10 protein-coding genes are annotated in these 18,256 nt (G+C 76.2%); all 10 read right to left on the bottom strand.

Annotation, left to right across the window (positions count from 1 at the left end):
• Window positions 1-2 precede the first annotated feature (2 nt).
• A complete protein-coding gene (locus CHF16_RS35870; protein WP_089330639.1) occupies window positions 3-1,772 on the bottom strand; it encodes a hypothetical protein in 1,770 nt (589 codons plus the stop codon).
• Window position 1,773: 1 nt separating this feature from the next.
• Entirely contained in the window at window positions 1,774-3,876 is a 2,103-nt protein-coding gene (locus CHF16_RS35865; RefSeq protein WP_089330638.1) for a hypothetical protein, read from the bottom strand.
• 3 nt (window positions 3,877-3,879) lie between these two features.
• The gene (locus CHF16_RS40680; protein WP_179271868.1) at window positions 3,880-4,941 is read right to left on the bottom strand and encodes a protein kinase domain-containing protein; all 1,062 of its coding nucleotides are present in this window, start codon (window positions 4,939-4,941) and stop codon (window positions 3,880-3,882) included.
• Window positions 4,938-7,103 carry a hypothetical protein gene (locus tag CHF16_RS40675; protein ID WP_179271867.1) on the bottom strand — a complete coding sequence of 722 codons (2,166 nt, stop codon included), beginning with the start codon at window positions 7,101-7,103 and terminating at the stop codon, window positions 4,938-4,940. The genes CHF16_RS40680 and CHF16_RS40675 overlap by 4 nt, the downstream gene beginning before the upstream one ends.
• A complete protein-coding gene (locus tag CHF16_RS35855; RefSeq protein WP_089330637.1) occupies window positions 7,100-10,345 on the bottom strand; it encodes a tubulin-like doman-containing protein in 3,246 nt (1,081 codons plus the stop codon). Before CHF16_RS35855 ends, CHF16_RS40675 begins: the two co-directional genes overlap by 4 nt.
• Window positions 10,346-10,369: 24 nt before the next feature.
• The gene (locus CHF16_RS35850) at window positions 10,370-12,862 is read right to left on the bottom strand and encodes a vWA domain-containing protein (protein WP_179271866.1); all 2,493 of its coding nucleotides are present in this window, start codon (window positions 12,860-12,862) and stop codon (window positions 10,370-10,372) included.
• 233 nt (window positions 12,863-13,095) lie between these two features.
• Window positions 13,096-14,598 carry a tetratricopeptide repeat protein gene (locus CHF16_RS40670; RefSeq protein ID WP_179271865.1) on the bottom strand — a complete coding sequence of 501 codons (1,503 nt, stop codon included), beginning with the start codon at window positions 14,596-14,598 and terminating at the stop codon, window positions 13,096-13,098.
• 103 nt (window positions 14,599-14,701) lie between these two features.
• Complete coding sequence (locus CHF16_RS35840; RefSeq protein ID WP_089330634.1) at window positions 14,702-15,400, bottom strand: Crp/Fnr family transcriptional regulator; 699 nt, start codon at window positions 15,398-15,400, stop codon at window positions 14,702-14,704.
• 168 nt (window positions 15,401-15,568) lie between these two features.
• Complete coding sequence (locus CHF16_RS35835) at window positions 15,569-16,510, bottom strand: hypothetical protein (protein WP_089330633.1); 942 nt, start codon at window positions 16,508-16,510, stop codon at window positions 15,569-15,571.
• 218 nt (window positions 16,511-16,728) lie between these two features.
• Window positions 16,729-18,150 carry an MFS transporter gene (locus tag CHF16_RS35830; protein WP_089330662.1) on the bottom strand — a complete coding sequence of 474 codons (1,422 nt, stop codon included), beginning with the start codon at window positions 18,148-18,150 and terminating at the stop codon, window positions 16,729-16,731.
• Between the last annotated feature and the right edge of the window lie 106 nt (window positions 18,151-18,256).

The following is an 18,256-nucleotide window of genomic DNA, read 5'->3' as shown; positions in this document are numbered from 1 at the left end:
CGTCAGGCCAGCCGGAGGACGGCGAGGACGGCGAGCAGCGCGGGCCACGTCCAGACGAGGAGGCCGATGGCGGCGGCGGGCAGTGTCCGGCCGGGCAGCAGCAGCGCCGCCGCCACCGCGGACTCGTGCCGGACGACGGGCGCGGGTTCCGCCGCGGCGGCGCCCTCGTCCGGGCGCTGGGCGATGGCGTAGCCGAGGCAGCGCTCCACCAGCCAGTCGGCGCGGTCGGGCTCCAGCCGGGCCGCGAGCACCCCGAGCGCGTCGGCGATCACCGGGGGCAGCCCCCCGTTGGTGTGCGCCCGCCGCAGCCAGTCCTCCAGCGCCGCGTCGCCGAGGCCCGCGGCGAACAGCGGCTCCATCAGGTCGGCCATCCGGACGGTGCCGCCCGGCAGGCCGGCGACCCGGTCGGCGAACCATCGCTCGCCCTCCATGATCTGCAGGACCCTGGAGAACCCCTCCCGGTCGAGGACGGCGCCGCGGGCGGTGCGCGCGGCGACCCAGTCCGTGATGCGGACGGTGCCGGCGGGCGCCGTGATCTCGCGGAGCAGCCCGTAGAGCCGGACGAGATGGGGGTCTCCGCGCGGCGGCGCCGGCGGCCGCACCGGAGCGGACGGCGCGTTGACGGGTTCGGACGGCGCGCGGACGGGCTCCGGCGGCGGAGCCGCGGGCCGGGCGGCGGCCGGAACCGGCTCCCGGACGGGCGCGGGCGGCCGCTGCGCCGCGTGCGCCGGGGCCCTGACGGGCTCCCGTACGTCGGGGACGCTGCCGGGGTCGATGGCCCTGGCGATCTCCGTGCTGCACGCGACGGCGAAGATCTTGTCCCGCAGCGTCGTGCAGTCCCGCACGACGGGCCGGACGAGCCGCGCGGCGTCGTCGCCGAACGCGGCGTAGGCGTCCGCGAGCAGCCCCGCGACGGCGGACAGGTCGCCCTGCGGCGCGGCGGGGTCGCCGGGCCGGACCTCGCGCGGCCCCTCGTGCATCGGCGGCCCGTCCAGCCCCCGCTCGCGGAACGCCACGGCCGGCTCGGCCCGCCCGTCGCCGCCGGTGAGCGGCGCCTCGCAGGTGGAGAACTCGGCGCGCCAGCCGTCGAGGGGCCGCCCGTCCGCGTCGGTGAGCAGCGGCTTCAGGATGCGGCGCGACGCCCACAGCAGCGCCAGCGCGCGGCTCTCCGCGACCGGGCTGCGGATCTCCTCGGCGGGCAGGATCATCGTCACCGGCCGGGCCGGGTCCTCCAGCACGGCCGCGAGGAGCGGGGCGAGCCCCGGCGCGCGCTGGGCCCGCCGTTCGAGGTGCTCGGATCCGACCGCGTTCTGGATCAGGTGGCTGAAGCTCATCGGCGGCAGCGGGGCGCCGCGGCCGACCTGGCCCGGCAGCCGGTTGAAGATGCCGCGCGGGTCGGAGGCCGCGATGAGCATCGCGACATCGGGGGTCAGCGTCGTGCCGAGCCCGATGAGCGCGCGCGCCACCAGGTGCAGGCGGTCCGCACCCGCTCCCCTGGCCGCGCCGGATGCCGCGTTTGCCGGGCTCATCGCCCGCGGATCGACGCTGCGCAGGATGAGCGCCGCCATGCCGTCCGGGTAGGTGAGGTAGACGGCGCTGGACGGCGCCTCCGCCGCCGCCGTCCGGCCCCGCGCCGACACTCCGGCGTGCTTCTTCAACCGGGTGTTCCAGCTGTCGAACTGGGTCCGCGACTCGAACGACCAGGCGATGCCGGTGAGGTCGTAGTCGGGGTCCCAGCGGAACTCGATCTGGTGGATGGGTGCCTCGGTCATCTCAGATCCCCACGTCCTGGGCGTCGGCGGAGGCCAGCAGCCCGGTCATCGCCATCAGCGCCACGAGCGGGCGCAGCACGCGCAGCGGCCGGGCGCCGCGCTCGATCGCGTCCGTCCCCGTCGCCGAGACGACGTGCAGGGTGGCGCGCTCGCACTCCTGGTAGGGCCGCGTCCACGCCCCGGCGTCCCGCTGGTGCAGGTAGCCGAACACGTCGGCGCTCTCCTCCAGCACCTCGGCGGCGTCCAGGACGGGCGCGTCCCGGCTCAGCCAGTGCGCCACCGGGTCGTCGAACTTGTACAGGTCGGCCTTGTTCAGCACGATCGCGGCGCTCACCTTCGACAGCCGCCCGGTGGACCGCAGCAGGCTGAGCACCGTGTTGAACGCCGGGTCGCCGAGGCTGCCCGGGGTGAAGCGCTTCGGGTCCGCCACGAAGATCAGCCCGTCGGCGATGTCGAGGAACCGCTTGGCGTCGCCCACGTTGCTCAGCTCGCCGCCCGCCACGTCGAACAGCGCCATCGCGCGGGGCCGCCCGGCGCCCGACAGGACGAACGCGTCCGCGAAGGCGACCTCCCCCTCGCGGGTCGGCGCCAGCCAGGACGCCTCGCTGAACAGCGGATGCACCATGTCGCGCAGGAACGCCTGGTGCCGGTCGAGGTCGACGGGCTGGGCGGTCAGGCCGTACTCGCCGAGCGCGCCGCGCTCGATCTCGGCGACCATCGCGGCGGCCAGGTGCGTCTTGCCCGACGTGGTCCCGCCGATGAACCCGTAGACGGCCGGGGACCCGTACTGCCCGTATCCGGCGGGCAGGTAGTGGACGCCCGTCGTCCCGCCGGGATTAGGGCAGCGCACCGCCGCCGTCCGCATCAGCCGCGCCCGCTGCTCGGCGTTGGTGCCCCTCGGGACGGTCAGCTCCACGTACTGGGCGAGGTTCTGGTCGAAGGTGTAGAGCGGCAGTTCCCCCCAGTCGAGCCGGCCCAGGCAGATCGGGCAGGAGACCTGCTCGCGCCCCCGCCCCGCGGATCGCGCGGCCGCGGGTTGCTCGGGCTCGGCCCACGCCGCCGCGGACCGCGCGTACCGGGGCGACCCGGCGTCGGGCTGCCCGGCGTCCTGCTGTGCAGTTCCCGGCTGTGCACTTCCCGGCTGTGCACTTCCCGGCTGTGCAGTTCCCGGCTGTGCGGGTCCCGGCTGCGCAGGACCCGGCTGTGCAGGGCCCCACCCGGCCGCCCCGGGCGTGGGAGGGATCTCCATCGGCTCGGCCACGGGTTCCTCCGCCGTGTCCAGGAGGCGGGCGACCCGCCCGCTCATGGTGTCCAGCTCGGTCAGTCCGGCGGTGGCGCGCAGCTCGCGCAGGCCGTCGGTCCCCTCACGCACGTACCGGCGGGCGAGCGCGACCGCCGCCGGGAGCGTGCCGGGCCGGGGCGGCCGGTCGGCCCCGTCCCGCCGGAACCGCAGGAACAGCCCCGGCGGCGGGTCGGCGCCGGGCGCCCCCGCCGCGAACGTCTCGAACGCCGGCGCCCAGTAGGGCCAGTCGTCCAGCCCGGAGCCGAGCACCGTGCAGATGTCGGCGACCGCCCACAGCAGCGGCATGGTGGCGGGGGTGACGGCCGCGTCGACCGGGCGGGGCCCCTCCAGGACGTGCGACAGCAGGACGGCGAGCGGCCGCTCCAGGGCGCGGGACCGCGCCTCGTCGGTGAGGCCCGACCGGTGCGCCATCAGCGCGTTCGGGTTGACCATCGGCGCGCGGCCGGGCAAGTCCGCGGACGCCCACGTCCAGTCCCGGAGTTCCAGCGCCAGCCGGGGCGTGAGGACCCCGGCCGCGCCGGACAGCACGTGCGCGGTGGCACTGCGGACGGGGCCGGGCTGGCTGCGCCGGATCAGCACCGCCTCGCCGCCGAGCACGGCGTAGCAGAGGCCGGACTCCGGCCTGCCGCCCTCGCCGCACCGCAGCCACTGGCTGACGCGGGCGTGCAGGCGGTGCAGCTCCCCGGCGGGCGATGCCTCCAGCGAGCTCGCGACCGGGAGCAGGCCCGGCTCGGCGCTCGCGCCGAACCGGCTTTCTCGGCCCCAGCGGAACAGCGTCTGGTGCAGCAGCGACGTCGCCATCGGTCACCGCCCCAGCATCAGGTAGCCGGCGACGACGACCAGCGCCGCGATCCCAGCCCACAGCACCCACGCCCCTGCCGGGCTCCGCCGCGCCGCCGCGCCCGGAGGTGACGGGGCCGGGGCGCGGCGCTCGGGCGGCGGCTCGGAGGCGGGGGCCGGGCCCGGCTCCGCCGTGTGCGGATGCTTGCGGTGCCGCTGCGCGAAGAACTGCTCCCGGCCCCGCAGGAAGGCCGGGTCGGGCGGCAGCGGGCGCGGCGGCGCGTCCGCCTCGCCGAGCCGGCCCAGCAGCGCCTGCGCGGACGGCCGGCGGTCCGGGGCGCCGAACACCCCGGCCAGCAGCTCCGCCAGCTCCGGCCGGTCGGCGAGCTTGTCGCGGTCGTCGAGTTCCTCGCCGGTCAGCACGTGGAAGATGAGGCGCCCGGCCGCCCACACGTCGTCGTTCGGGCCGACCACGCCGCGCTCCCAGCCGTCGGGGATCCGCGGCCGCTGCTCGGGCGCCTGCCACGGCGGCGTGCCGGCGACGGTCCGCGGCGACCCGATCGGCGCCGCGTGCGAGAAGTCGGTGATCTGCACCTCGTCGCCGTCCCACCGGACGGTGTCCGGGCCGATCGCGCGGTGCGCGATCCCCGCCGCGTTCAGCAGCCGCACCGCGCGCAGCAGCCCCACCTGGAAGCGGCGCCGCTGGTCGGTCGGCAGCGTGCCCGCGTACGTCGCGACGGCGACGCCGCGCGGCGGCTCCAGCAGCGCGAACGGCTCGGCCGTGTCGGCGTCGTAGCCGATCAGCCGGGTCACCGAGCCCGGGTAGGGGCCGCCGTCGCAGAGCCGGGCGAGGCGCAGCCCGGCGAGGATCTCGGCGTCCAGCAGCCGGTAGCCGGCGGCGCGCCCGCCGGGGCCCCGGTCGACGGGCCGGACGCAGCGGACCGTGCGGGTCCGGTCGGGCAGCTCCAGCTGGAGCCGGACCGCCTCCAGCGGCGGGCGCGGCGGCGGCTCCGCGCCGCCGGCCTCGACGGCCTTCGCCTCCACCTCCCCGCCGTGGACGTCCCGGTAGCGCAGATTGACGTTCACGCCGTCCTCCCGTCCCGGCCCGCCTCGACCGATCCGCCGTCGTCCTCCTCGGACCACGTCCACTCCACGACCCCCGCGTGCAGCGGGACGAGCCTGAGCACGCCGCAGTGCGCCGCCGACGGCACCGCCACGGTCCCGGGCGGCAGGCTCACCGCGTCGCCCGCCGACCGGGGCGCGAACCGGACCGCGCGCGGGTCCGGCGCGGTGTCCAGCAGCGCCAGGTCCTCCGGCGCGCACAGCTGCCACATCTCCCCCGCCGGGTCGTGGCCGGCCTGCTCGGCGGCGAACGCGAGGTCCTCCGCGTCGATCAGCGGCACCGGGCGGGCGTCGGCGACGAACGGCGCCGCCTCCGGGGCGTGGCCCCGCTCCACCGAGTGCTCCCAGTCGTCGATGAGCAGCTGCGCGGCCTTGCGCGCCTGCGGGCCCGCCTGCTCGCCGCGCTCCGCCTGCGGCGCGCCGCGCACCGCCTCGGTGACCAGGTCGCCGAGCCAGGACTGGACGGCCTCCGGGTAGCGCAGCGGCGACCGGGACGGGCGGCCGAAGTCGTCGGCGTCCAACTTCGCGGCGCGCTCGACCAGCTCCTCGCGGACGCCCACGAGGGCCTGCCGCAGCGCGTTCAGCTCGTCGACGGTGTCCAGCCGCCGGTTCAGCCGGGCCCAGTCGGTGACGGCGGCCCCGAGCAGGTGCCGCATGTCCTGCAGCGCCGCCTCGGCCCGGTCGATCCCCGCCTCGTCGCCCCACTGGATCGCGCGGGCCCGCCACGACTGCGCGACGACGGCGAGCGCGCCCGCGACGGCGACCGCCACCGCGGCCGCCCACGCCGCGGGCGGCAGGCCGGTGTCGCCCGCCACGCCGCCGCCGATCGCCCCGGCGAGGGCGCCGAACGCGTTCAGCCCGAGCGCGCGGGAGTGGTCGGCGATCCGGCCGCCGGGGCCGCGCAGCACGGTCAGCGCGACCAGCGCCGTCCACAGCAGCGCCATCACCAGGCCGCCCGCGACGCCGAGCGGGGACAGCCCGGCGAGCGCCGCCGCGACCGCGCCCGCCGCCGGCAGCCACGGCTGCGGCGGCGCCATCGGCGCCGGTGCGCGCAGCGCGCCGGGCAGCTCGGCGGGGCACGCGGTGCGCAGCCGCCGGGCATGGCCGCCGCGCCCGTCCAGCGCCGCCGCCGCGGCGCGCAGGTCGCCGTCCAGGCGCGGCAGCGACACGCCCCGGTGCAGGCATTCGGCCAGCCAGGCGTGCAGCCCGTCGCGGTACGGCCGGGCCTCGAACGGCTCCGGCGGCGGCGGTTCGACACCGCGGGCGGCGATCGCGGCGCGCCGGTCGTCGGTGAGCCGGTCACCGTCCGGGACGGCGCCGAACAGGCCGGCGAGCCGGTCGCGCAGCGCGCCGAGCCGGTCCCCGGCGTCCCGGACCACCGCGCCGGCCGGCAGCTCCCGCAGCAGCGCGCCGATGCCGGGCAGCTCCACCGCGGCCTCCCGCGCCTCGGCGAGCGCGCGGTCGGCGTCGTCGAACGCGCGCCGCAGCCCGCTGCCGGCGGTGAACCGGACCGGCACCCGGCCGCGCGGCTGCTCGTCCGCGCGCTCGGGCGGCGCCGGGGACGCCGGGTCCAGCGCCCGGCGGATCGCCGCGCGCAGCGCGAGCAGGAAGTCCTCCTGCCCGGTGCCGCCCTGCCCGGCCAGGTGCAGGCCGGGCACGGCCGCGCCGAACGGCACCTCGCCGAGCACCCGGTGGGTGCGCTCGAACAGCGCGGGCAGCCGCAGCAGCTCGGTCAGCCGGGCGAACCCGTCGCCGTCCCGGCCGTCGCGGCGGCGGGCGCGGGCGGAGGCGCGCAGCGGCCAGTCGACCCCGGTCTGCTCGATCACCCACAGCGCGCGGCGCTGGATGTTGCCGGGCAGCCGCAGCACCGCCGGACCGGCGCCGGGGGCGGGCGGCGCGGCGGGCGGGCGGCCCGCCACCAGGCACAGCAGCCTGGACACCTGCCGGGACGCGTCCAGCGCCTCGAACGCCCGCCGGTGCCGGACGACCGCCTCGGCGGTGTCCAGGACGAGCAGCAGCTCCAGGTCCTGCGAGGTGTGCAGCAGCTCCGCCACGAGGTCGTCGGCCTCGGCGGCGTCGCGGTCCCGCAGATCGAGCTGCGCGACGCGGGCGGCGCGGACGCTCATCGCTCCCACCCCGGCCCGTCAGAACGGGGCCCCTCGTAACGCGGCTCCTCGTAACGCGGCTCCTCCGGGCGCGGCCCCTGCGGGCGCGGTCCCTCGGTAAGCGGGTCCTGGGAATCGCGTAGCGCGGGTTTCTCCAGCGCCCGCAGGTTCGCCCGGACGGCGGACACCTCGGTGAACTCGGTGTCCAGCGCGGCAGGGTACGTGCGGACCCAGAAGTCCCGTAGTTGCAGCGCGCGCGCCCGGCTGGACGAGTGCAGCTCGCCGAGCATGCCGTCGATCCGCCGGACCTGCGCGTCCGCCATGTCGCGCAGCACCAGGTACAGGTCGCCCGGCGGCTTCGGCATGCTGCCGACCCCGTCGGGCGTCTCCCGCATCAGCTGCGCGCAGAAGTCGCGCCGGATGCCGGCGTTGTCGGCGAACGTCCACAGCTCGTACGCCTGGAGCAGGCTGCCCCACGACGACGCGTGCTCCAGCGGCTTCAGCTCCAGCGTCATCGACACGCCGCCCGCCAGCCGCACCGACACGCTGATCGGGGATGCCGGGTCGCCGTCCACGGTCACCTTGTCGTTCCACATCGCGCACAGCAGCCGGTGCAGGATCTGCACGCGGTGCTCCTCGTGGGTGGCGAGGTAGCCGAAGTCGTAGCCGAGCCGCTGCCGCCACTTCAGGTAGTCCTGCCGCTGCGGCCGGTCGATCGCGTCGGCCCAGGTCCGCAGGACGTCCCGGACCTCGCGGACGTCGGTGATGCCCATCGACGACCGGAACAGCACCACGGTGATCGACTCGGCCGTGGTGTGGGTGAAGTCGTAGACGAGGTCGGGCCCGGCGGGCAGGTTCACCGCCTCCCGCAGGTACGCCTCGATCGCCGGGTCGTCGGCGCCGGCCGGGTAGGACACCAGCACCTTCAGCCGGCCGGTGCCCTGGGGGCTGAAGTTCGCCGGCACCAGCCCGGCGAGCTTGCCGCGGAACTCCTCCAGCTCCGCCTCGCTCAGCTCCCCGGGCGCCTGCCCGGCGGCCTGCGCGAGCAGGTCGTGCAGCGTCGGCAGCAGCGGGGTACGGCCCTGCTCGGCCATCCGGAAGCAGGTCTTCACCTCCGCCTTCACCCGCTCGCGCAGCTGCGCGACGGCCGCCTCGGGGTTGCTGTCCCAGGCCGTCCGGTACGCCTCGCGCCAGCCGTCCGAGCCGATCAGCAGGGTGAGCAGCTCCGCCCCGGACGCGCTCGGCCGCAGCCGCCCCTTGCCGACCAGGTCGTCGGTCATCCGCCGGACGACCCGCGTGTAGAACTGCTCCAGCTCGCCACCGGGCGGCAGCAGGTACGACACGCCGACGCGGGACTTCGACAGGTCCGCGGCGCGGTCGCGGAACCGGTCGCGGTCCTGCGCCGCCTGCTCGCCGAGCGCGCGGGTCAGGCCGCGCAGTACCGCCTCGACCTGGTCGAGCGGCTTGCGCCAGCGCGGCGCGAGCTGCGACCAGGGCTCGGTCCACTGCACGTGGGTCCGCCACCGGTACCAGCGGTCCTGCTCCTCCCGGGCCTCCACCGCGTCCGGGTCGGTCCACTTGGCCTTCACCATGCCGAGGGACCGGTCGCGCAGCGTCGGCAGCGGCGGCGGGTTCGGGCCGAGGCCCTCCGGCGCGGGCGGCTCCACCCGGCGGCGCTGCAGCAGCCCGACCGCGCCGCCGCGCTCCACCTCGTCGGTGGCGTCGGGGTTGCCGAACAGCGCCCGGACCAGCCGGAACGGGTCGGTCGTGCCGAGCATCCGGGGGACGGCGTCGCGCGGGTCGAAGCCGCCGACCCGGTCCGGGATCTCCCGGTCAAGCCGGGTCCGCAGCCGGGCCAGCGCCGCCCGCATCGCCTCCGCCCGGTCGTTCAGCGCCGCGGTGATCTCCTTCGCCCCGGTGACGGGCTCCGGATCGGCGTGGTCCTGCGCGGGCCGGGTGAAGATCTCGGAGATGTTCGCGACGGCGAGGAACTCCTGGATCAGCGACCGGTTGGACTCCGGCCCGGACGGGGTGCCGCGCAGGTCCTCCACCCCGCTGCGCAGCAGCCGCCCGGCGACCAGGTCGGCCAGCTCGTCCACCGGCACGGTCAGCGACGCGACCAGCGCGGTCGACACCCCGCGCCCGCCGATGCCGTTCTCGGCGGGGATCTGCCGGTCGACGCTGGCGTTGATGAAGCTGTCGGCGAACGACTGGTGCTGCTCGCCGTCCTTGGTGGCGCGCTGGTCCAGCTCGGTGCCGATCAGCGACAGCATCAGCGAGACCACCGACCGGCGCAGGTCGCCCGGCTCGGCCCCGACCGGCCGGCAGAACAGGAACCCGGTCTGCGCGGTGCCGGGCCGCAGCGCGATCCGGCCGTCCACCGGGTAGTGGACCGCGACCTCGTCGGGGTCGACGGGCGCGCGCGAGGTGTGCCCGCGCAGGTCGCGGCGGGCGCCGCCGCCGTTCTGCCGGTCGACGAGCCGGAACAGGTCGAGCAGCGCCCGGCCCGCGTTGAGCTGCGCGGGGCGGCCGCCGCCGAGGCCGTCCACGAACGCCGACGGCATGAGCACCAGCGGGTAGATCTTGGGGCGCAGGTCGGTGCGCTCGAACAGCTCGCCGATCAGGTGCAGGTAGTCGTAGAAGATGCCGGCGCCGGTGCCGCCCGCCACGGAGAACGCGACGAACACGTCCACCGCGTTCTTGTTGCTCGACCTGCCGCCGATCTTGTAGAGGTCGGTGGCGGCCTGCGGCCCCGACAGCCGGCCGACCGCGTTGTTCAGGTCGGCGGTGGCGTGCGCGACGCCGCTGCGGAACGTCTCGAACAGCGCGGCCCGGCCGATCGTCGGGAGCTGCCCGGCGCCGCGCTGCAGCGGCGTCACCCGCGGCTCGCCGGGTTCGGGCGGCAGCCACGCGGCGACCTCGCGCTCGGCGGTGAGCCGCAGGTTGCGGGCCACTTCCGGGTAGGTGTCGACCCGCGGGACGAGGCCGCGGACGTAGTGCGCGGTGCGCTGCACCGCCGGGACGTGCTGCGGGCTCGGCACGACGCTGGCCGGCAGCCGGTCGAGGTCGGCCTGGTTGACGTCGGCGTACACGAACTGGGTGCAGTCGGGCAGCTGGTAGGGCAGGGCGTCCTCGCGGACCCGCTGGAACGCGGTGCCGTCGGGGCCGCAGAACTCCTCGCGGAGGCGGCGCTCCAGTTCCGCGCCGATCAGGCAGCCGGTGCCGCCGAGTCCCACGAAGAGGACTGACTGGTAGAGCTTCATGGGGGGTTCCTTGTCATCGGCGGGCTAGAGCCAGGGGTCGTCCTCGTAGGCCGGTCTCGCGGTGCCCGCGGGCCCGGTCCGCGCCGCGCCGGAGGTCTCGCCGCCGCGGTCGGGGGCGGTGCGGTCGGGGCCGGTGCGGTCGGAAGCGGTGCGGTCGGAAGCGGTGCGGTCCGCGGTGCTGCGCCCGGGGGTGTCGCGGGTACCGCTCGCGCCGCGCCGGGCGCCGGTCCCGCGCCCGGTGCCGCCGCGGCCCGCCCGCACGCGGCGCGGCCGGTCGTCGGTGAAGGCGAGCGTGAGGCCGGTCTCCTCCAGCGGCTCCCCGTCGCCGCCGACGGCGATCTCGTAGCGCGGGCCGTCCGGCAACTGGACGACGACCTTGCCGGGCGCGCCGCGGCGGGCCCGGACGGGCCGGTCGCCCGCCTTGGGGTAGTCGAGCCCCGGCTCGCCCGCCGAGCCGTCGTGGACGACGAACCGGAACTCCTGCGCCCACTTCGACGGGGCCTTGAGGCGGGCCACCTCCTCGCCGTCCTGCCGCAGGGACGCGCGCAGCCACCGGACGTCCACGCCGGCCTTCCACGCGCGTCGGCGCAGGTGGAGCAGCAGCGCCAGGGCCAGCAGGAGCAGCACCGCGCCCGCGATCAGGAAGCGGTTGCGCTCCAGCCAGCCGGGCGGCTCCTTCACCGTGACGGTGAGCTGCCCGTTGGCGTACACCTTCGACAGGTCGGCCGCGTCGACCACCTTGACGGTCATCGAGGTGCCGCCCAGCGCGGCGTCGTCCGGGAAGCGGACGGTGAACGGGCGGCTGGTGGCGCCCGTCCCGATCGCCAGGTCGGTGTTCCCGGCCAGCACCGCGCCGCCGGCCCGCCCCGCACCCTCCAGGACGATCCGGCCGCGGACGGGGGCGCCCGCGTTCTCCATCGTGACCTTGCCGCGCACCTCGGCGCCGGGGTGCACGACCGGGTCGGCGGAGAACTCGACGCGGCCCTGCAGCGCGGGCGCCTGCGCGCCGACCGCGACGGTCACCGGCAGCTTGTCGGCGTGGATGCCGTAGCCGCTGACCACCCCGGTGAAGGTGAGGTCGCCGGGCCGCCCCGGCGCGGTGAACGTGCCCGCGTACCGGCCGTCGTCGGCCCGGTCGTCGGGGGCCTTGCCGTCGTCGCGGATGATGATGCTCTGCGGCGCGCCGAGCGACGGCCCGGTGGCCTGGACGGTGAAGTTCAGGCCGCTGAGCGCCTTGCGGTCGGTGACCGCGCCCTGGCGGGTCACGAGGGACAGCCGGACGGTGAGCGGCTGCCCGGTCCGCGCGCTCGGCGGCTCGACCACCAGCGAGGAGCTGACCGCGCCCTGCCAGATGGCGGTGGCGCTGACCAGCTGCTTCGCGAGCTTGTCGGGGGCGGTGAGACGGATCGTCCAGGTGCCGTTGCGCGGGTTGACGATGTGCAGCGTCTCGACGCCCGCGTTCTCCCCGGCCCGCTTGAACTCCGACTGCCCGGACCTGCCGTTGGGCACGACGGTCTCGCCGCCCGGCTGGACGTAGTCCACCCGGACGCGCGGGTCCCCCTTGGCCACGGTGATGTTGCCGTCCGTCGCGATGATCGGGATGTCGATCTTCAGCTCGCGGGTCTGGCCGGGGCCGAGGGTGGTCTCGTCGCTGCGGCTGACACCGGCGCAGCCCGCCGCGGCGAACGCGTCGGTGAGCGAGCGCACCACGTCCCCCGAGTCGCGGACGACGCGGGCCTTCGGCCGGGACGCGGTCCGCCCGTCGCACGCGCCCTGGTAGCCGCCGGCGGCGAAGCGCTCCAGCGCAGCGTGGTCGATGCCGCTGCCGAAGCCGAGCGGCCAAACCTGGACGCGGCCGGAGGAGGCGAGCGCCAGTTGCGTCTCGACCTGCTTTTCCGCCTCCCGGTTACGGTCGATTTCGATGCGTCCGTAATGGGGGCTGCGGTGCACGTCGAGGCGGCCGTCGGTGAGCAGGAAGACGACTTTGAGCGCGCCTTCAGGGCCTCCGGTGCCCAGCGCGCTCAGCCCTTTGGCCAGGGCGGCGGCATGGTCGGTGTCGTTTCCCTCGCCGTCGGCGCGGCGGTGGATCTTGCGAATGCACGCGCCGAGCGCGTCCTTCTTCACCGAACTGTCCAGAACGGTCGGCGGGCACGCCTCGGTGATCGCGTTCTGGCCCGGTCGGTTCTGGCTGCCGAACCCGTAGACCGACACGCGGCTGCGCGGGTTCAGCCCGCTGAGCGCGATCGAGGTGGCGGCCTTGATCTCCTCGCGCACGTCGGCGTCGGACAGGCTCCCCGACTCGTCCACCAGGATGGACACGTCCATCAGCGTCGGCTCGGGGGCGGCGGTCGGCCCGGCGGCACGCGCGGTCGGCCCGGCGGCACGCGCGGCCGGCCCGGCGGCACGCGCGGCGGCGGGCGCCGCGGCGGCGGGCGCGGCCAGCGGCCCCAGCTGGACGGCGGTGACCACCGCCGCCATGGTGATTCGCAGCGGGCACGCCGAAGCTCGCCCCGTCATTCGCATCATTCTCCAGCGCCCTTGCAATGGTGTCTGTCCCCCGTACGCCCCGAACTTTTCTGATGATGACCGGGCCCCGTCATACGACCCGACGCTAGTTATCCGACTGTTACTGATTAACGATCTTCCAGTTGAAGGAAGATCAAAAGTTGCTCGATGTCCTAATTTTTCCGTTTGACGGGGAGATTGCCCCACTTGGCCGATTGACTTATCGGTTTAAATCGGACACCGAATTAGAATCGGTTATCAGAATGACCGCGCCGCTGGCCGGAATCGGTCGCCATTCCGGGCGGACCACCGTCCAGGGCCGTGTCCCCGGACGCCGTGCCCCCGGACGCCGTGCCCTCCGGCCCCGCACCGCCGAGGAGCGGGCCGCCTACGGGCGGGCCGTCGAGGGGCGGGCCATGAAGCGCCGGCCCCTGGAGGACGGGGCCGCCGGACCCCGGACCGTCCTGGGCGGCGTGGTCAAGCGGGGCGTCGTCCAGCGCGGCGTCGTCGATGACGGGGAGGGCCGAGAGCTCGCGCAGGAACGCGTCCAGCAGCCGCTCCTGCGCGCCGGGCCCGGCCTGTGTACCGGATGCCTGTGCACCGGGCCCGGCCTTGCGCGCCTGCTCCCGGATCAGCCGCAGCCCCTCCAGCAGATGGCTCTGCGCCGTCGCGAACCGCCGGGCGCGCCGCTCCAGCTGCCCGAGGTCGAGGTGCGCCTCCGCCGACGAGGGGACGTGCTCCAGCAGGAACAGCAGCGTCTGCCGCGCCTCCTGCACCGCCCCGAGCGCGACGTTGCACCGGCCGAGCCGCAGCAGCGCCGATGGGCTGGGCGGCGCCACCGGGTCGTCCCGCAGGCCGAGCAGCTCCTCCAGGTCGATGCGCGCCCGCTCGAACTCGCCGAGCCGCATCAGCGCCTCCGCCCGGACGTCCAGCAGCGCGGCCCAGCCCTCGCGGTCATCGGTCGCCACGCCGGCCAGCAGCCGCACCGCCTCCTGCGGGCGGCCCCGCTCCAGCGCCTCCCACGCCCGCGCCACCCCCTCCGGCGGGGCGGGCGCCGCGGCGCCGCCCCCGGACGTGCCCCCGGACGCGGCCGCGCTGTCCGGCGCCCCCGCGGTGCCGGACGGCGCCCGCGCCGGGCCGCCGGAGCGGTCCGAGACGTACAGCCAGGCGTCCATCGCGAAGCCCTTGCCGGGCAGCGAGCTGCGCACCCGCCAGAAGTCCTCGGCGCGCAGCGACCGGAACCCGTTGCGGATCACGTCCTGGAACAGGTGGTCCGACACGATCACCGCGAGCTGCGCCGCCGGATAGTCCTCCAGCGCGTCCTTCACCGGCGGGCTGTCCAGCAGCCGGAAGCAGTCGATCACCGCGGCGCCGTTGAAGCCGGCCGGGCCCGGCGTCACCAGCCCGCTGGTCAGCGCGAGCCGCAGCCGGATCCGCGCGTCCTCGGCCAGCAGCCGGTTCTCCTGCCGCAGCGCGACCTCCAGCTCCGACACCAGCGCCGGGATGGCGGCGGTCTCGTCGATGTCGCTCGGCGGCAGGATCAGCACCCCGTCCCCGCTGCTCTGCACGATCTGCTCGGGCAGCCCCGCCTCCCGGCACGCCGCCATCGCCACGGTCACCAGCGCCTGCTGGGCGCGGATCTGCTCGGGCACGAGCCGGCCGCTCCACCCCTTGATGTCGAGCGCCGCGCAGAGCGAACGCCGCGACCGCGCCCCCGCTCCCGCCCCTGCCGCCGATCCTGCCCCCATGCGTCCCCCTTCCATCCGTGACCGCAGTCTCGCGGCCCGGGGGACGAAGCAACCCGCACCAGTGCGGGAAAGGCGAGATTGCCTCAGAAGCCGCCGCCGAGCATCACTCGCACAGTTCGGACGGGGCCTTCATCTCGGCGAGCTGGGCCAGCTCGTGGACGTCCAGCAGCACCACCCGGCCCCGCGCGCACAGGACGATGTCGCGCAGCGCGGGCCCGTTGAGGGCCTTCTGGACCGTGCCCTCCTGCGCGCCGATCAGCATCGCGAGCTGCCGCTGCCGCAGCCGGACGACGGGACTGCCGTCCTCGCGCTCGGGCGTCCGCCGCGCCTGGTACAGCAGCGCCCGCGCCAGCCGCACCTCGACCTCGTAGCCGGCGGCGTCGGCGCGGTAGGTGTTGGCCTGGGAGAGCCGGTCGCCGGTCATCAGGTTCAGCGCGATCAGCGCCTCCGGGTGCTCGCGCAGGCACGCCATGAACGGCTGCGCCGGGATCACCGACAGGACCGACCGGTCGAGCGTGGTGACCGTCGCGGTGCGGACGCCGCCGCCGAGCACCGCCATCTCGCCGACCAGGTCGCCGCGGTGCCGGATGCCGAGCAGCGACACGCTGCCGTTCTCCACCCCGCGCGCCACCGCGACCCGGCCGTCGAGCAGCAGGTGCACCTCCGTGCCCGGCTCGCCCTGCCGCATCAGCGGACGGTCGCGCTGGACGGTCCGCGGCATGCCGAGCCGCAGGACAGCGTTGCGGGCCGGCGGGGTCAGCCGGCCGAGGAACGAGAGGTGATGCCAACCGGAGCTCGTCATCGACGTCTCCTCAGCGCACGTACGTGTCGCCGCGCCGGCCCCGCGGAGCCGGGCCGCCCGGACGGGGACCCAGTATGGCAGCCGCTTTACCGGCCGATCCGGTCATGAGACACATATCCACGGCGTCTCCCGCGGCTCTACGGCGGCTCTACGGCGTCTCCCGCGGCTCTACGGCGTCTCCCGCGTCCGGGCGAGCGCGGCGGCGAGCAGAGCCCGTGCCCCCGGTCCGTCTCCGCGCCGGGCGGCCTCGCGGGCCAGCAGGCGCAGCGGCGCGGCGGCCCCGGGGAACACCTCCGCGGCCGCGTTCACCAGCCGGTCGCCCTGCTCCGGCCGTCCCCGCCGGTAGGCGCGGTCCGCCAGCGCGAGCAGCAGCTCGTGCTCCAGGCGCTCCCGGTCGGGCCCGGTGCGCGCCCGGACGACGCGGAGCCCGTCGGCGAGGTAGGCGGACGCGACGTCGTCCTGCTCCTCCAGGTCCATCAGCGGGTAGGCGGCGGGCGTCAGCGGATACCGGCGCAGCAGGAACCGGCACGTCTCGACCGCCGCGCGCCGCTGCCCGAGGCTGCGCTGCCGCCGGGCGAGGGCGAGCAGCGGTTCCGGGCCGGGGCACCCCGCGCCGCACGGTGCACCGGGCGCGTTCCCCGCCGGCCACACCCAGTGGTCGGGCCCGCACGCCTCCCCCTTCACCCGCTGGAACGCGGGCATGGACGGCGCGTCCCGGAGCCGCCAGTGCAGCAGCGCCCCCAGCACCACGGTGAAGGGGGCGTCCCGGACGCCGGGCCGCCGCATCAGGCGGACCGCCTCCGCGACCACCTCGGCGCCCGTGCGCGGACCGGCCGGGCCTCCCGCGACCCCGATCGCCGTCCCGTCCCCCGGCGGGCGGCGGCGGCGCAGCACGTCCAGCAGGGCCGGGGCCGCCTCGGCGGGGTCTGCGCGCAGCACGAGCGCCAGCACCTCCCCCGACCCGAGCACCGCCCCGACCCGCCCGGCGCGCCCGGCCCGCCCCAGGAATCCGGCGGCCTCCGCGCGCGCCCGCAACCGCGCCGGAGTGCCCAGCCGGTCCCATCCCCCGATGCGGAACGCGATGCAGGTGATCCGCTCGTCCTCGTGCAACCCGACCTCCCGGTGACGTGCCGCCCCGCGCCACCGTCCCCCGGCACGGCGGCGCGCTCCCCGTTCCAATGCGGGCTGACGCGACCGACCTCGGCCACACGCCCCGCACGACGGCGCCGCGCGAGGCTGCCTGCCCTACGACAGAGTGCGGACGACAGAGTGCGCCTTCCCGGGAGGGCGCGGCCTCCCGGGAAGGCGTCTCCGCCGGACGGCGTGCCCTAAGGGATGGCCGGTTCTTCCTTCAAGGCGCGCACTGGGCGGGGAAGGAAGGGGACGATGGCCGTGCCGGCGAGGGTGACGAGGGCCGCGACGACGAACGCCGCGGAGTAGCCGTCCACCAGGTCGGGGCCCGCGTTCGCGGCGGCGGTGCCGAGGACGGTCAGGCCGGTCGCCCCGCCGATCGTGCGGGAGGTGTTGACGACGCCCGCGACGGCACCCGCCTCCGACTCGTCCGCGCCGCTCGTCGCGACCTCCACGAGCGGCGTCATCAGCAGCCCGAAACCGAGGGCCATCAGCGCGCCGGGGCCGAGGATCGCACCGAGGAACGTTCCATCGGCGTCCAGCACGGCGGCCTGCCACGCGAACCCGGCGGCGGCCATGAGCCCGCCCGCACCGGCCAGCAGCCGCGCGCCGACGCGGGCCATCAGGTTCGGCGCGAGCCGCGAGCCGAGGATGATCCCGGCGGTGTGCGGGAGGAACGACAGGCCGGTCTTGACGGCGCTGAAGTGCAGGACGTTCTGCATGTAGAGCGACAGGAAGTACCAGAGCGCGAACCCGGCCATCGTCATGACGAGCGTCGCGAGGTTGCCGACCGCGACGCTGCGCCGCCGGAACATCCCGAGCCGGACGAGCGGCTGCGGCGCCCGCGCCTCCACCGCGACGAACAGGCCGAGCAGCGCGAGCCCGGCGGCCAGCGGGATCAGCGACGACCAGCCGTGCTCCTCCGTCCGCTGGATGCCGAAGGCGAGCAGGCCGACGCCCGCGGTGACGAGGACGGCGCCGGGCAGGTCGAGCCGGGAGCGCCCGGCGGCGGGCCGGTCGGCGCGCAGCCAGCGGGCGGCGACCACCGCGACCACCGCCCCGACCGGGACGTTGATCAGCAGGACCCAGCGCCAGCTCAGGTAGTCGGTCAGCAGCCCGCCGACGAGTCCGCCGGTCGCGCCGCCCGCGGTGCCGACGGCCGTCCACATGGCGATCGCCCGCGTCCGGGCGGGGCCGGCCGGGAACGTCGCGGTGACCAGCGACAGCGTGACCGGGGCGAGGATCGCGGCGCCGAGCCCCTGCGCGGCGCGGGCGCCGATCAGCATGGCGCCGTCCTGCGCGAACCCGCCCGCCAGGCTGGACGCCACGACCAGGCCGAGACCGGCCAGGAACACCCGCTTGCGCCCGTAGAGGTCGGCGGCGCGCCCGCCGAGGAGCAGGAACCCGGCGAAGGTCAGCGAGTAGGCGTTGACGACCCACTGCAGCCCGGTGGAGCCGAGGCCGAGGCCCTCGCGCATGTGCGGAAGGGCCACATTGACGACGGAGATGTCCAGGACGACGAGGAACTGCCCGATGGACGCGGCGAGCAGCGCGGCCCAGCCGGGCGTCCGGCCGGCCTCGCGCACCGCCTCTCCATCGGCGAGATCAGTGGTGGTCATGTCGGCCATGCTGCAATGCCGTTAAATTAAGCTGCTGGGCAGATCAATCGGATCGTGGCCGGCGAGTCGTGGGTGATGTTCTCGTCCGTCTCACGTTTAACTCGGT

Source organism: Actinomadura meyerae, from assembly GCF_900188445.1.
Lineage (GTDB): Bacteria > Actinomycetota > Actinomycetes > Streptosporangiales > Streptosporangiaceae > Spirillospora > Spirillospora meyerae.
The sequence above is the reverse complement of the archived record's forward strand: the minus strand, read 5'-3'. Positions and strand labels throughout refer to the sequence as shown.

Coding starts and splice junctions, on each gene's coding strand:
- CHF16_RS40675 (WP_179271867.1), bottom strand. CDS start 7,103: ATGAGCGTCCGCGCCGCCCGCGTCGCGCAGCTCGATCTGCGGGACCGC.
- CHF16_RS40670 (WP_179271865.1), bottom strand. CDS start 14,598: ATGGGGGCAGGATCGGCGGCAGGGGCGGGAGCGGGGGCGCGGTCGCGG.
- CHF16_RS35870 (WP_089330639.1), bottom strand. CDS start 1,772: ATGACCGAGGCACCCATCCACCAGATCGAGTTCCGCTGGGACCCCGAC.
- CHF16_RS35830 (WP_089330662.1), bottom strand. CDS start 18,150: ATGACCACCACTGATCTCGCCGATGGAGAGGCGGTGCGCGAGGCCGGC.
- CHF16_RS35865 (WP_089330638.1), bottom strand. CDS start 3,876: ATGGCGACGTCGCTGCTGCACCAGACGCTGTTCCGCTGGGGCCGAGAA.
- CHF16_RS35850 (WP_179271866.1), bottom strand. CDS start 12,862: ATGACGGGGCGAGCTTCGGCGTGCCCGCTGCGAATCACCATGGCGGCG.
- CHF16_RS35855 (WP_089330637.1), bottom strand. CDS start 10,345: ATGAAGCTCTACCAGTCAGTCCTCTTCGTGGGACTCGGCGGCACCGGC.
- CHF16_RS35840 (WP_089330634.1), bottom strand. CDS start 15,400: ATGACGAGCTCCGGTTGGCATCACCTCTCGTTCCTCGGCCGGCTGACC.